This window comes from Bradyrhizobium zhengyangense (genome assembly GCF_022012435.1).
Taxonomy (GTDB): domain Bacteria; phylum Pseudomonadota; class Alphaproteobacteria; order Rhizobiales; family Xanthobacteraceae; genus Bradyrhizobium; species Bradyrhizobium zhengyangense.
Window position 1 is genome coordinate 275,989 of the sequence record NZ_JAKLUA010000006.1, and the last position, 13,425, is coordinate 289,413.

Genomic DNA, 13,425 nt, shown 5'->3' on the forward strand with positions numbered 1-13,425 from the left:
TTTCCGTTTGGTTCTTCTAGATGTCTGCGAGGCCGAGCACGTCGGCCATGGAGTAATGCCCCGGCTTCTTGCCATGCGCCCAGAGCGCCGCCTTCAGCGCGCCGTGCGCGAACAGCATGCGGTCTTCGGCGAGATGCGACAATGTCAGACGCTCGAACGGGCCGAGAAAGGTGACGCTGTGCTCGCCGGCGACGGTGCCGCCGCGCAAGGACGCAAAGCCGATCGCGCCCGGCTTGCGCGCGCCGGTGATGCCGTCGCGGCCACGTTCCGCGTTCTCCTCGAGCGAAATGCCGCGACCGGCGGCTGCGGCCTGGCCCAGCATCAGCGCGGTGCCGGAGGGCGCATCGACCTTCATGCGGTGATGGGTCTCGACGATCTCGATGTCAAAACTTTCGTCGAGCGCCTTGGCGACGCGCTTGACCACGGCGGCGAGCAAATTGACGCCCAGGCTCATATTGCCCGACTGCACCACGACCGCGCGATTGGTGACGCTCTTGATCACGGCGTTGTCGGACGCCGACAGCCCGGTGGTGCCGATGACATGGACCAGCCCACGCTCAGCCGCGATCGCGACATTGGCGATGGTCGCGGCCGGCACGGTGAAATCCAGAATGCCATCGGCATCTTTCGACATCGCCCAGAGGTCGGCGGACAACTTGATACCGTTGGCCGGGAGCCCTGCGAGCACGCCGGCATCCTTGCCTAAGAGCTCCGAGCCCGGCGCCTCCAGCGCGCCAGCCAATACCGCGCCTTTGCTGTCGGCAATCGCCCGCGTCAGGGCGCGGCCCATCCGGCCGCCGGCTCCCGCAACAATCAAGCGCATGTCTGACATGGTGTGATCCTCTCAGGCGCCGTTGTAGCGGCGGGATGCAGTTCCGGCAACCGAGGGGGATCAAAGGCCGTCATTCCGGGGCGCCCGAAGGCGAACTCTGGTGCGCAATTGCGCACCTGAGAATCTCGAGATTCCGGGCTCGATGCTGCGCATCGCCCCTGAATGACAGAGCGTCTCAACCGTCCGCCGGCTGCGGACCGTCATAGCCCTCGATGATGATGAGGTCGGCAATCGAGTGCGGCTGGCGCACCTTGATGTTGGCCTGGTATTCCGGCGAATTGTAACAGGCGATCGCGGTTTGATAATCAGGGAATTCGATCACGACGTTGCGGGTACGGCTGGCGCCTTCGACTGTTGTGAACTTGCCGCCGCGGATGACGAAACGGCCACCCCACTTCTTGAAGATCGGACCGTTGGCGACGGCATAGGGCTTGTAGCCCTCGTCATTGTTCACGTCGACGCGTCCGATCCAGTAGCCTTTTGCCATTGTTCTTCTCCTTTTTTGATTTGTTTGATCAGCCGAGTGCCTGCGCGATCTCGGCCTGGATCGCTTCAGCGATCGCCTTGGGATCGGAGGCTTCCACCACCGGCCGCCCGACGACGAGATAATCGGCGCCCGCGGCAATTGCGCGGCCGGGCGTCATGATGCGCTTCTGATCGCCTGACGCCGCTCCCGCCGGACGGATGCCTGGTGTGACGAGGTTCGTCTGCTGGCCGACGATCTTGCGCAAGGCGCCGGCCTCCTCGGGCGAGGACACGAGACCGTCGATGCCGAGCGCCTGCGCCTGCCGTGCGCGCGCCTCGACCAGCTCGGAGACACCGAGCCGGAAGCCTGCCGCATGCAGATCGTCGTCATTGTAGGAGGTCAGTACCGTCACCGCGAGAAGCTTCAGCTTCGAAGAGCCGCGACCCTCGACGGCGCCCTTCATCGTCTGCGGATAGGCATGTACGGTGAGGAAGGTCGCGCCCAGCCTGGTGATGCTCTCGACGCCTTGTGAGACCGTGTTGCCGATGTCGTGCAGCTTGAGATCGAGAAAGACCTTCTTGCCGCTGTCAGCAAGCTTGGTAACCAGCGGCAGGCCGCCGGCATAAGCAAGGCGATAGCCGATCTTGTAGAATGTGACGCTGTTGCCGAGCCTGGTGACCATCGCCTCCGCGGCATCGACGCTGGGCAAATCGAGCGCAACGATCAGGCGGTCTTTCGGGGCAATTTCGGCTGGCCTCATGTCACCTCACATCATGCGTTGGGAAATGTCGATCAACTGCCGCACCATCTGCTTCAGCCCGTCGCTATCGGCCTGGCTCTTGAGCCTGTCCATATCGTCATAGGCCTGGTCGGCAAAGGCGAGCGTGAACTGGCTGGCGATCACATTGGCGTGGCACGACGTCAAAATCAGCCGCAATGCCTGCAGCGCGCGGGCGGCGCCAAGGCGGCTCTGCGAAGCACCGGCGAGCGCGAAGGCGCGGTTGCGGAAGACGTCTCCGCGTGCCTCGTGCGGATCCTGCACGCGGCTGACCCAGTCGATCGCGTTCTTCAGCAGCGGTGGCACGGAGGCGTTGTATTCGGGCGAGACGAACAGCACGCCGTGATGCGCGCCGATCATGCGCTTGAGGTTGATGGCGTGCTTGGGCACGCCTGACTTGGCCTGGAGATCGCCGTCGTAGATCGGCAGCGGAAAATCGGCGAGCGAGATGCGGGTGATTTCGACGCCGGCCTGCGCGAATTCATAAGCGGCGACCGCCGCCAGCTTCACATTGTGCGAGCCGGTGCGCAGCGAGCCGGGAATGACCAGGATCTTCGGGGCTGACATCCTCTTCCATACGTTCGGCGAAACGAGCCCGCCGCGTAAAGGAAGACGCCAGCGGAATTAGTACTTGCGATACACCCAGACGCGGGCCGGCGGAAGGTTCATCCAGATCCGTTCCGAAGCCTCTGTGGACACGCCGGGCAGCGATTTCGGGATCGGCGGCACTACCGCATAGGTGAACTGAACGAAGGGGGCGCCGGGCGCGAGCGCCGTGAAGGCATCGCGAATCAGCCGCAGGCGCGTCAGCATCGGTTTTGTGACCAGCGGCAGGCCGGAGACCACCGCGCTGGCCGGCGCGCTCAGCACATTCCAGAGCGTGTCGCGCAGGCGATAGGCATCGCCCTGCACCACCTTGGCCTGCGGATAGCGGTCGCGCAAAAGCGCGCAGAAGCCGGGATTGTATTCGACGAGGACGAGGCGCTTTTGATCGACGCCGCGCTCGACCAGCGCCGAGGTGATGGCGCCCGTGCCGGGTCCGAGCTCGACCACCGGGGCATCCGAATTGACGTCGACGTAATGCGCCATGGTCCGCGCGAGCAGCTTGCCCGACGGCATCACCGCGCCCATGTGGAGGGGCTTTTCGATCCACGATCTGAGGAAGCGCACCTCGTCATCGAGACGGGGCTTCTTCAACGCACGCGCGGACGACGGCAATGGCATGTCTGGACCGGACGGGACGAGACCGCGCGAGCGCGGCGTGTCAGAAAATGGTCATAAAGACGTATAGGCCGAAGTCGATACGGTCAAGCCGCGTCAGTTCGCCCGATTACCGAAGAAATCCTTGACCTTGGCGAAGAAGCCCTCGGATTCCGGCTGGGTGTTGCCGGAGGAGAGTTTTTCGAACTCGGCCAGCAATTCCTGCTGCTTCTTGGTGAGATTCTGCGGGGTCTCGACCACGACCTGGACATACATGTCACCCATCTGGCGCGAGCGCAGCACCGGCATACCCTTTGATGCGATGCGGAATCGGCGGGCGGACTGGGTTCCGGCGGGCACCTTCACCTTGGCCTTGCCCTTGTCGATGGTGGGCACCTCGAATTCGCCGCCGAGCGCGGCCGTGACCATCGAGATCGGCACGCGGCAATGCAGATCGGCGCCGTCGCGCTGGAAGAACTGGTGCTGGGCCAGCGACAGGAAGATGTAGAGGTCGCCGGGCGGACCGCCGCGGACGCCGGCCTCGCCCTCGCCGGCGAGCCGGATCCGGGTGCCGTCCTCGACGCCCTGTGGAATGTTGACCGACAGCGTTCGCTCGCGCGTGACGCGGCCCTGTCCCGAGCAGGACGGGCAGGCATCCTCGATCATCTGGCCGCGGCCCTGACAGCCGGGGCAGGTGCGCTCGAGGGTGAAGAAGCCCTGCGACTGCCGCACGCGGCCGGCGCCGCCGCAGGTCGAGCAGGTCTTCGGCTTGGTGCCGGCCTTGGCGCCGATACCCGAGCAGGCCTCGCAGGTGACCGAGACCGGAATCTCGATCTGCGCGGTCTTGCCGCCAAAGGCTTCCTCGAGGGTGATTTCCATGTTGTAGCGCAGATCGGCGCCGCGCTCGCGGCCGCCGCGGCCGCGCTGCCCGGCCATGCCGAACAGATCTTCGAAAATGTCGGAGAAGGAGGATGCGAAGCCCGCGCCGAAACCGGCGCCGCCGCCGGGACCGCCCTGCTCGAACGCAGCATGGCCGAAACGGTCATAGGCCGCGCGCTTATCCTTGTCCTTCAGGACTTCGTAGGCCTCGTTGATTTCCTTGAACTTGACCTCGCTGGTCTCATCCCCGGGATTGCGGTCGGGATGGAATTTCATCGCCAGCTTGCGAAACGACGATTTCAGCTTGCCCTCGTCGGCCGTGCGTTCGACTTCGAGGGTTTCGTAGTAGCAGCGCTTGGTGGACGTGGACATGTCTGACTCAGGTCTATCCGATCGCGATTCAAGTCGGAGCGAAACAACGTCGCCACACGACGACATAGGCAGCCTTCCGCATCACTGCAGCGGGCTGCATGGCAGCGTTGAGCATAACGGCTGGGAATTGATTGATCGTAACGGGACTGACTCCAAAAGAGTTGCCGCCCGTCGAGCCCGACACGAAAGCCTCCCCCATGAAGGGGGAGGCCTTGAGAGCGTGTGGGGTCCAAGCCGTCCGCATCATGACCCTCTTGGGGCTTATGCGGACTTCTTGTTGTTCTTATCGTCGTCGACCTCGGTGAATTCCGCGTCGACGACGTCGTCCTTCGCAGCGTCCTTGGCCGCATCGGCCTCGGCCTGCTGCTTGTACATGGCCTCGCCGAGCTTCATCGACGCCTGAGCCAGCGTGTTGGTCTTGGCCTTGATCGCCTCGGCATCGCTGCCCTTCAGCGCTTCCTTGAGGTCGCTGACGGCGTCCTCGATGGCGCGGCGCTCGGTCTCGGAGACCTTCGAACCGTGCTCGGCCAGCGCCTTCTCGGTGGAGTGCACCAGCGCGTCGGCATGGTTCTTGGCATCGACCGCCTCGCGGCGCTGCTTGTCGGCCGCGGCATTGGCCTCGGCGTCCTTGACCATCTTGTCGATGTCGGCTTCCGACAGACCGCCTGAGGCCTGGATGCGGATCTGCTGCTCCTTGCCGGTAGCCTTGTCCTTGGCCGAGACGTTGACGATGCCGTTGGCGTCGATGTCGAAGGTCACCTCGATCTGCGGCATGCCGCGCGGAGCCGGCGGAATGCCCATCAGGTCGAACTGGCCGAGCATCTTGTTGTCGGCCGCCATTTCACGCTCGCCCTGGAAGACGCGGATGGTGACCGCGTTCTGATTGTCCTCGGCGGTCGAGAACACCTGGCTCTTCTTGGTCGGGATCGTGGTGTTGCGGTCGATGATGCGGGTGAACACGCCGCCCAGCGTCTCGATGCCCAGCGACAGCGGGGTCACGTCGAGCAGCAGCACGTCCTTGACGTCGCCCTGGAGCACGCCGGCCTGGATCGCGGCACCGATCGCCACGACTTCGTCCGGGTTGACGCCCTTGTGCGGCTCCTTGCCGAACAGCTGCTTCACGACTTCCTGGACCTTCGGCATGCGCGACATGCCGCCGACCAGAACGACTTCACCGATCTCACCGGCAGTGACGCCGGCGTCCTTCAGCGCCTTGCGGCACGGCTCGACGGTCTTCTGGACGAGGTCGTCGACCAGCGCTTCGAACTTGGCGCGGGTAAGCTTCATCGTCAGATGCTTCGGGCCGGTCTGGTCCGCGGTGATGAAGGGCAGGTTGATCTCGGTCTGCGTCGTCGACGACAGCTCGATCTTGGCCTTTTCAGCGGCTTCCTTCAGGCGCTGCAACGCGAGCTTGTCGTTGCGCAGGTTGATGCCCTGCTCCTTCTGGAACTCGTCCGCGAGGTAGCCCACGAGGCGCATGTCGAAGTCTTCGCCGCCGAGGAAGGTGTCGCCGTTGGTCGACTTCACCTCGAACACGCCGTCGCCGATTTCGAGAATGGAAATATCGAACGTGCCGCCGCCGAGGTCGTACACGGCGATCGTGCCGGCCTTGGTCTTGTCGAGGCCATAGGCGAGCGCGGCCGCGGTCGGCTCATTGATGATGCGCAGCACTTCAAGGCCCGCGATCTTGCCGGCGTCCTTGGTGGCCTGGCGCTGGGCGTCGTTGAAGTAAGCGGGAACGGTGATGACCGCCTGGTCGACCTTCTGGCCGAGATGGGCTTCCGCGGTCTCCTTCATCTTCTGCAAGATGAACGCCGAGACCTGCGAGGGCGAGTAGGTCTGGCCGTCGGCCTCGACCCAGGCATCGCCGTTGGAAGCCTTCACGATCTTGTACGGAACGAGCTTCTTGTCCTTCTCCACCATGGGGTCGTCGTAGCGGCGGCCGATGAGGCGCTTCACTGCGAAGAACGTACGCTCTGGATTGGTCACGGCCTGACGCTTGGCAGGCTGGCCGACGAGGCGCTCACCGTCGTCAGTCACGGCGACGATCGAAGGCGTCGTGCGCATGCCTTCGGAATTCTCGATGACTTTGGCGTTCTTGCCATCCATTACGGCGACGCACGAATTCGTGGTGCCGAGGTCGATCCCAATGACCTTTCCCATGGTCCTGATATCCTTCTTTTTGCGGCAGGTTGGCTGGGCCCAGAAGGCACCCGAACCGAAACCCCCTAAGATCAAACATTCGCGATATTGCGATGGTTGAGGCTCATATAGGAGGGGGGGAGGGGCCCGCAAGGACCGAACGCAACTTTGGGCCGTGAAAACATTGGGTTTTGGAAGATCGTATCCGGGCTCAACCGCACTTGCGGGTGAGGAAATATTAACAGGTTCGGCGATCGAGCGGCCGCCCGCCGCGATCCGCGGCCCGGCCCTGTTACCGCCGCGCCAAACCCGCTAAAAGGCGGCCGGCCGGACGGTCTCGCCATGGGGCTGCTTCGCGCGACAAAGCGCCCGAGGGCCGACCATCGTACGGCCTCAATGTGAACCAATCAGAGTGCCCATGAAGCTGATCCGCCCCCTCGCCGCACTCGTCCTCCTCGTCGCTTCGGCGCTTCCGGCGCTTGCCGCCGACGCCGTTTACCCGCCGGGACTGCGCCTCGGCATGGTGCCTCTGGTCGGCCTCAGCAAGGCCAAGACCTTCCCGGGCTTCGAGAACGAGGACGGCAGCGTCAAGGTGCTGATCACCGAGCTGCCGCCGGCGGCCTATAACGAGGTCGTCAGTGCGTTCAACGCCAATCCGGCCGGCACCAACGGCGTCAAGCCGGACAAGATCGAGACGTCGGCAGGCCTTGCGTATTTTACCACCGAAGGCGCCAAGGTTGGCGACACGCTGGTGAAGCGCTATTCGATGATCGTGCCGGGCACCGGCTTCTCCGGCTATGTCGCGGTGCAAATTCCCGAGAACGCTGCGAAGATCTACACAGACGAAGCGGTGCGGCAGATGTTTGCGACCGCCACTATCCGCAAGGAGGTGTCGGTCGACGAGCAGATCGGGCTGCTGCCGTTCAAGATCACCGATCTCGCCGGCTTCAAGGACGTCCGTACGCTGGTGCCGGGCTCGAGCATCATCCTGGCCGACGGCAGCGAGAGCTCGGGCTATGAATCCAAGCCATTCATCATCCTCGGCCTGATCGGCGCCACCCCGCAAGCCGCCGACGACCGCGCCCGCTTCGCCCAGGAGGCGGCCCTTCAGATTCCGGGTTTGCGCGAAACCAAAATCACCATGTCGGAGCCGATCCGCATCAACAGCCAGCCCGGCTTCGAGACCCGGATCGACGGCGTCAGCGGCAAGGACAAGACCCCGGTCACGGTGGTGCAGTGGATCCGCTTCGGCGGCGGCACCTCGCTGCGCATCATCGCCAGCGCCCCGCGCGACCAGTGGTCCGATGCCTTCACCCGTTTCCGCGCCGTGCGCGACGGCATCCAGCCGAAGGGTTAGAGGCCCTGGGGCTGGCAGCCCAAGCGTTCACCAGAGCCGGCTGCATTTTCGGGCTTTCGTTCGTACACGAACGGAACTAGGCTTCCCTCCATTGGATCAGCTTGAGATCATCCTGGAGGGGAGGCGGACGATGCTTAATCGACGACAGATCTTGGCCGCGATGGGAACGACGGCGCTTGCGAGCCTCGCTCCATCGGCACTGTTCGCAGCAGCTGCGATCAAGCCGGACGACAGCTCCGCGCTGCTCGTGATCGACGTGCAGAATTGCTTCCTGCCCGGCGGCAGCCTCGCGGTGAAGGAAGGCGAGCAGGTCGTGCCCGTCATCAACAAGATGGCGAAAGCGTTCTCGAACGTGGTGATGACGCAGGACTGGCACACGCCCGGCCACGTCTCGTTCGCATCAGTGCATTCGGGCAAGAAGCCGTTCGAGACCATCGACCTGCCCTATGGCAAGCAGGTGCTGTGGCCCGACCATTGCGTGCAGGGCACCGACGGCGCCTCGCTGTCGAAGGATCTCTCGATCCCGCAGGCCGAGCTCATCATCCGCAAGGGTTTTCACAAGGACGTCGACAGCTATTCGGCCTTCCTCGAAGCCGACGGCAAGACGACGACTGGCCTTGCTGCGTATCTGAAGTCGCGCAAGATCAAGCGCGTCTTCGTTGCGGGTCTCGCGACGGATTTCTGTGTCGCCTGGACCGCGCTCGATGCGCGCAAGGCAGGCTTTGAAGTCTATGTCGTGGAAGACGCCTGCCGCGGCATCGATACGCAGGGCTCGCTGGCAAAGGCCTGGGCCGACATGGCCAAGGCCGGCGTGAAGCGGATTCAGTCTGCGGATATCGCGGTCAGCGCGTAAGGCGCACACGCCGGACCTTGAGGAGACGCGCGCAAGCGCGCTCCTCAAAATCGCTCAGTTCGATTCGTTGCTGTTCGCCGCAGGCGCAGCCTTCGCGCCGCCCTTGGCGACGCCGACCAGCGCCGGGCGCAGCACGCGCTCGCCGATGGTGTAGCCGGCCTGCATGACCTGCACGACGGTGCCCGCGGGCACCGATGCGTCGGGCACTTCGTACATCGCCTGCTGGAAGTTCGGATCGAACTTCTGGCCCAAGGGATCGAACTTCTTCACGCCGTGCTTTTCCAGCGCACTGAGCAGCGATCGCTCGGTGAGTTCGACGCCTTCGATCAGCGCGGTCAGGCCGGGATCGGCGGTGGCACGCGCTTCAGCCGGAACGGCGTCGAGCGCGCGCTGGAGGTTGTCGGCGATGTCGAGCACGTCGCGGGCAAAGCCGGTGACACCGTAGAGCTTGGAATCGGCGACTTCCTTGGCGGTACGCTTGCGCAAATTCTCCATCTCGGCGAGCGTCCGCAGCATGCGGTCGCGCGCCTCGGCGGCTTCCTTCTGCAACAGCTCGACCGAACCCGGCTCGGGATCGTCGGGCATGATGTAGGGCTTCGACACCACGGGCTCGCCGGTCGGCGCGGCCGTGTCTTCGGGTTGCCGGGTTGGATCGGTCATCGGCTGCTTCTCGAACTCGCTCAGGGGGAGGTTTTCTGGCCCGGATATCGTGCTTCGGGCGCCGAAAATCAAGCGCCCGTGATCGGCTCAAATACCGGTCAGCCCCCTACTAGCCTCCCAGCAGGCGACTGACGATGCGGGCGGCGTAGTCCACAGTCGGGATCACGCGGGCATAATTCAGCCGCGTCGGCCCGATCACGCCCAAAACGCCGACGATGCGGCCGGCGGCATCCCGATAGGGCGAGATGATGGTGGAGGAGCCCGATAGCGAAAACAGCTTGTTCTCGCTGCCGATGAAGATCCTGACACCTTCAGCGGTTTCGGCGCGCCCGAGCAGGTCGATCACGCCACGCTTGGTCTCGAGATCGTCGAACAGCAGCCTGACACGCTCGAGATCCTCCAGCGCATGCAGATCTTCCAGCAGATTGGCGTGGCCGCGGACGATGAGCTGGCGGTCCTCATTCTCGCCGCCCGACCAGCTCGCGATGCCGGCCGAAATGACCTTTTGCGTCAGCTGATCGAGCTCGGCGCGGGCCTCGCCAAGCGCGGTTTCGAGCTCCAGCCGCGCCTCTGCCAGCGTCCGGCCGCGGATCCGGGCGTTGAGGAAATTGCCGGCCTCCGTGAGCGCAGAGGATGGAACTCCGGGCGGCAGGGTCAACACGCGGTTTTCGACCTGACCATCCTCGCCGACCAGGATCACCAACGCCTTTTCGGGTTCCAGCCTAACGAATTCGATGTGTTTCAGCCGCGCATTTGATTTTGGCGTCAGCACGACGGCGGCGGCGCGCGTGAGACCGGACAGCCGCGTCAGCGCTTCCGACAGCGCCGCCTCGACGGATTGGGCGTGGCCGACGGTCGCGAGCTGGCTCTGGATCGACTGCCGCTCGGCCTCGTTGAGGTCGCCGACCTGCATCAGGGCGTCGACAAAGAAGCGCAGGCCGAGTTCCGTCGGCAACCTTCCGGCCGAGGTGTGCGGCGCATAGATCAGGCCGAGCTGTTCCAGATCGGCCATGACATTGCGGACCGAGGCCGGCGACAGCGGCATCGCGATCAGGCGCGAGATGTTGCGCGAGCCGACCGGCTCACCGGTCGCGAGATAGCTTTCGACAATTTGTCGAAAGATGTCGCGGGAACGCTCGTTGAGCTGGGCGAGGCCTGCGCGCGGCGCGATCAGATGGATCGGATCGTGATGGGCCACAGACGGCAACTCCTCTCAGATGCTTGTAATTTGGCCATCCAGGACGGTTCTGACAAGCGCGGCGTTTGCGGGGTCGATATCAGGGGGTGAAAAAGCCTTGCTGCCCACCCTGACCCCACCTACAAGCACCGCGAACAGCCCTACCCCATGAGTTCTGGAGGATTTCCCATGCGGCCAAGCCGCCGTGCGCCCGACGAATTGCGCCCCGTGACGCTGGAGCGCGGCGTGGTCAAATATGCGGAAGGCTCCTGCCTCGTGAAATTCGGCGACACCCATGTGCTGGTCACCGCCACGCTGGAAGATCGCCTGCCGCCATGGCTGAAGGGCCAGGGCCGCGGCTGGGTCACCGCCGAGTATGGCATGCTGCCGCGCGCGACCTCCGAACGCACCCGCCGCGAAGCCGCCGCCGGCAAGCAGAGCGGCCGCACCGTCGAGATCCAGCGCCTGATCGGCCGCTCGTTGCGCACCATCGTCGACCTCGAAGCGCTCGGCGAACGCCAGATCACGGTCGATTGCGACGTGCTCCAGGCCGACGGCGGCACCCGCACGGCGTCGATCACCGGCGCCTGGGTCGCGCTGGCCGACTGCATCGCTTGGATGAAGGCGCGCAACATGGTCAAGGCCAACGTGATGCGCGACAACGTCGCCGCGATCTCCTGCGGCATCTACAACGGCACGCCGGTGCTCGATCTCGACTACGCCGAGGATTCGGAAGCCGAGACCGACGCCAATTTCGTCATGACCGGCGATGGCCGCATCGTCGAGGTGCAGGGCACCGCAGAACGCGAGCCGTTCACGCAGGACGAGTTCCTGAAGCTGATCGCGCTGGCGCAGAAGGGCATCGCGCGTCTGGTGGACTTGCAGAAACTGGCTGTCGCGTAGTCAATAGACCCATGCACCGCCGAATCACCGGAAAGCTCGTCATCGCGACCCACAATCCCGGCAAGCTCGCCGAGATGAAGGAGCTGCTCGCGCCTCACGGCATCGAGGTGGTGTCGGCCGGTGAACTCGGCCTGGGCGAGCCCGACGAGACCGGCAACGACTTCCGCAGCAATGCCGCGATCAAGGCGATCGCGGCGGCGCAGGCGACCGGGCTGCCGTCCTTCGCCGACGATTCCGGCATCGTGGTCGACGCGCTCGACGGCGCGCCTGGCATCTACAGCGCGCGCTGGGCCGGTCCAAACAAAGACTTCGCCGCCGCGATGGCGCAGATCGAGCGTCTGTTGCAGGAGCGCGGTGCCATCAAGCCGGACAAGCGCAAAGCCCATTTCGTCTCCGCGCTCTGCGTCGCCTGGCCGGACAATCATCTCGAAGAGGTCGAGGCGCGCGTCGACGGCACGCTGGTATGGCCGCCGCGCGGCACTGCCGGCTTCGGTTACGATCCGATGTTCCTGCCCGACGGTCACATCAGAACCTTCGGCGAGATGGAAAGCATCGAGAAGCACGGCCTGCCGCCACTCGGCCTCGGCCTGTCGCACCGCGCCCGTGCCTTCGTGAAACTGGCGGAGATCTGCCTTGAGCCGCGCTAACAAGGATGCCTTCGGCGTCTACGTGCACTGGCCGTTCTGCCTGTCGAAGTGCCCCTATTGCGACTTCAACAGCCATGTCCGCCACGCCGCGATCGACGAGGCGCGCTTTGCTTCGGCCTTCGCCCGCGAGATCGCGACGACCGCCGCGCGCGCACCCGGACGCGAGGTCACCTCGATCTTCCTTGGCGGCGGCACGCCGTCGCTGATGCAGCCTTCAACCGTCGGTGCCGTGCTCGATGCCATCGGCAAGCACTGGACCGTCGCCAAGGACGTCGAAGTGACGCTGGAAGCGAACCCGACCAGTGTCGAAGCTACGCGCTTTGCCGGCTATCGCTCAGCCGGCGTCAACCGCGTCTCGCTCGGCGTGCAGGCGCTCGACGATGCCTCGCTGAAAGCGCTGGGCCGCATGCACAGCGCGCGAGAGGCGCTCGATGCCGTCGCGATCGCGCGCCGCTCGTTCGACCGTTACTCGTTCGATTTGATCTATGCCCGGCCCGACCAGACACCGGCGATGTGGGCGGACGAACTGCGCCTCGCGATCGATGAAGCCGCCGAACATCTGTCGCTCTACCAATTGACGATCGAGGAAGGCACGCCGTTCTTCGGCCTGCACCAGGCCGGCAAGCTGAAGACGCCGGATGAAGCCGTGGCGCGCGCGCTCTACGACGTCACGCAGGAAACCTGCGACAAGCTCGGGCTGCCCGCCTACGAGATTTCCAACCACGCACGGCGCGGCGCCGAGTGCCGACACAATCTGGTGTACTGGCGCGGCGAGGAATATGCCGGCATCGGTCCCGGCGCCCATGGCCGCCTCGACATCGACGGTATCAGGCACGCCACCGCCACCGAGAAGCGCCCGGAAGCCTGGCTGATGCGCGTCGAGACCAACGGCGACGGAATCGTCACCGACGATCTCCTCAACAGCGAAGAGCGCGCCGACGAATTCCTGCTGATGGGATTGCGCTTGGCCGAGGGTATCGATCCCGAGCGCTACAAGGCGCTCGCCGGCCGCCCGCTCGACCCCAAACGTATCGCGCTGCTGCGTGAAGAGGGCGCGATCACGGTCGATGCGACGGGCCGCCTGCGCGTGACCAGCAGCGGATTCCCGGTGCTCGATGCGGTGGTCGCCGATCTCGCGGCGTAGCGAGATCTCGTAGGG

Annotated in this window: 14 protein-coding genes; 5 read left to right on the plus strand and 9 right to left on the minus strand. The window is 64.7% G+C overall.

Features of this window, described 5'->3' with window-relative positions:
* Positions 1 to 16 precede the first annotated feature (16 nt).
* The 7 genes from dapB to dnaK all read right to left on the minus strand — a co-directional run bounded on the left by dapB (position 17) and on the right by dnaK (position 6,690).
* Entirely contained in the window at positions 17 to 832 is an 816-nt protein-coding gene (dapB, locus tag L6637_RS20680) for a 4-hydroxy-tetrahydrodipicolinate reductase (RefSeq protein ID WP_128948833.1), read from the minus strand.
* Positions 833 to 1,007: 175 nt separating this feature from the next.
* On the minus strand, positions 1,008 to 1,319 hold the full coding sequence (locus L6637_RS20685) for a DUF1330 domain-containing protein (RefSeq protein WP_237860843.1): 312 nt from the start codon (positions 1,317 to 1,319) through the stop codon (positions 1,008 to 1,010).
* Positions 1,320 to 1,347: 28 nt separating this feature from the next.
* Entirely contained in the window at positions 1,348 to 2,058 is a 711-nt protein-coding gene (gene pyrF / locus L6637_RS20690; RefSeq protein ID WP_237871930.1) for an orotidine-5'-phosphate decarboxylase, read from the minus strand.
* 6 nt (positions 2,059 to 2,064) lie between these two features.
* Positions 2,065 to 2,643 carry an NADPH-dependent FMN reductase gene (locus tag L6637_RS20695; RefSeq protein ID WP_237860847.1) on the minus strand — a complete coding sequence of 193 codons (579 nt, stop codon included), beginning with the start codon at positions 2,641 to 2,643 and terminating at the stop codon, positions 2,065 to 2,067.
* Positions 2,644 to 2,700: 57 nt separating this feature from the next.
* Positions 2,701 to 3,300, minus strand: coding sequence for a class I SAM-dependent methyltransferase (locus tag L6637_RS20700; RefSeq protein WP_237860849.1), 600 nt, complete (start codon positions 3,298 to 3,300; stop codon positions 2,701 to 2,703).
* A 93-nt stretch (positions 3,301 to 3,393) separates the two neighbouring features.
* Positions 3,394 to 4,527, minus strand: a complete 1,134-nt coding sequence (gene dnaJ / locus L6637_RS20705) for a molecular chaperone DnaJ (protein WP_237860851.1) — start codon at positions 4,525 to 4,527, stop codon at positions 3,394 to 3,396.
* 261 nt (positions 4,528 to 4,788) lie between these two features.
* Positions 4,789 to 6,690, minus strand: a complete 1,902-nt coding sequence (dnaK, locus tag L6637_RS20710; protein ID WP_237860853.1) for a molecular chaperone DnaK — start codon at positions 6,688 to 6,690, stop codon at positions 4,789 to 4,791.
* 397 nt (positions 6,691 to 7,087) lie between these two features.
* Between dnaK and L6637_RS20715 the strand changes: the two genes are divergently transcribed.
* Together L6637_RS20715 and pncA are read left to right on the plus strand one after the other, a co-directional pair.
* Entirely contained in the window at positions 7,088 to 8,026 is a 939-nt protein-coding gene (locus tag L6637_RS20715; protein WP_237860855.1) for a hypothetical protein, read from the plus strand.
* 130 nt (positions 8,027 to 8,156) lie between these two features.
* On the plus strand, positions 8,157 to 8,879 hold the full coding sequence (gene pncA, locus L6637_RS20720) for a bifunctional nicotinamidase/pyrazinamidase (RefSeq protein WP_237860857.1): 723 nt from the start codon (positions 8,157 to 8,159) through the stop codon (positions 8,877 to 8,879).
* 54 nt (positions 8,880 to 8,933) lie between these two features.
* On the opposite strand, the gene grpE is transcribed toward pncA, so the two are convergent.
* Entirely contained in the window at positions 8,934 to 9,539 is a 606-nt protein-coding gene (gene grpE, locus L6637_RS20725; RefSeq protein ID WP_237860859.1) for a nucleotide exchange factor GrpE, read from the minus strand.
* A gap of 109 nt (positions 9,540 to 9,648) precedes the next feature.
* Complete coding sequence (gene hrcA / locus L6637_RS20730) at positions 9,649 to 10,737, minus strand: heat-inducible transcriptional repressor HrcA (RefSeq protein ID WP_237860861.1); 1,089 nt, start codon at positions 10,735 to 10,737, stop codon at positions 9,649 to 9,651.
* A gap of 168 nt (positions 10,738 to 10,905) precedes the next feature.
* Here hrcA and rph point away from each other — a divergent pair, with 168 nt between their 5' ends.
* From rph to hemW, 3 genes are read left to right on the plus strand one after another with little or no spacing between them, the layout of a single operon-like run.
* Positions 10,906 to 11,619 (plus strand): ribonuclease PH, encoded by a 714-nt coding sequence (gene rph / locus L6637_RS20735; RefSeq protein WP_237860863.1) that lies wholly within the window; start codon positions 10,906 to 10,908, stop codon positions 11,617 to 11,619.
* Between the two features lie 11 nt (positions 11,620 to 11,630).
* Positions 11,631 to 12,266: an RdgB/HAM1 family non-canonical purine NTP pyrophosphatase gene (gene rdgB, locus L6637_RS20740; protein WP_237860865.1), complete on the plus strand. Its 636-nt coding sequence runs from the start codon at positions 11,631 to 11,633 to the stop codon at positions 12,264 to 12,266.
* Positions 12,253 to 13,410, plus strand: coding sequence for a radical SAM family heme chaperone HemW (hemW, locus tag L6637_RS20745; RefSeq protein WP_237871932.1), 1,158 nt, complete (start codon positions 12,253 to 12,255; stop codon positions 13,408 to 13,410). The genes rdgB and hemW overlap by 14 nt, the downstream gene beginning before the upstream one ends.
* Positions 13,411 to 13,425 lie beyond the last annotated feature (15 nt).

Excerpts from the sequence above, each read along its gene's own strand:
- dnaJ (WP_237860851.1), bottom strand. The coding sequence starts at position 4,527 with ATGTCCACGTCCACCAAGCGCTGCTACTACGAAACCCTCGAAGTCGAA.
- pyrF (WP_237871930.1), bottom strand. The coding sequence starts at position 2,058 with ATGAGGCCAGCCGAAATTGCCCCGAAAGACCGCCTGATCGTTGCGCTC.
- pncA (WP_237860857.1), top strand. The coding sequence starts at position 8,157 with ATGCTTAATCGACGACAGATCTTGGCCGCGATGGGAACGACGGCGCTT.
- dnaK (WP_237860853.1), bottom strand. The coding sequence starts at position 6,690 with ATGGGAAAGGTCATTGGGATCGACCTCGGCACCACGAATTCGTGCGTC.
- rph (WP_237860863.1), top strand. The coding sequence starts at position 10,906 with ATGCGGCCAAGCCGCCGTGCGCCCGACGAATTGCGCCCCGTGACGCTG.
- L6637_RS20700 (WP_237860849.1), bottom strand. The coding sequence starts at position 3,300 with ATGCCATTGCCGTCGTCCGCGCGTGCGTTGAAGAAGCCCCGTCTCGAT.
- L6637_RS20685 (WP_237860843.1), bottom strand. The coding sequence starts at position 1,319 with ATGGCAAAAGGCTACTGGATCGGACGCGTCGACGTGAACAATGACGAG.
- rdgB (WP_237860865.1), top strand. The coding sequence starts at position 11,631 with ATGCACCGCCGAATCACCGGAAAGCTCGTCATCGCGACCCACAATCCC.
- L6637_RS20715 (WP_237860855.1), top strand. The coding sequence starts at position 7,088 with ATGAAGCTGATCCGCCCCCTCGCCGCACTCGTCCTCCTCGTCGCTTCG.
- grpE (WP_237860859.1), bottom strand. The coding sequence starts at position 9,539 with ATGACCGATCCAACCCGGCAACCCGAAGACACGGCCGCGCCGACCGGC.
- dapB (WP_128948833.1), bottom strand. The coding sequence starts at position 832 with ATGTCAGACATGCGCTTGATTGTTGCGGGAGCCGGCGGCCGGATGGGC.
- L6637_RS20695 (WP_237860847.1), bottom strand. The coding sequence starts at position 2,643 with ATGTCAGCCCCGAAGATCCTGGTCATTCCCGGCTCGCTGCGCACCGGC.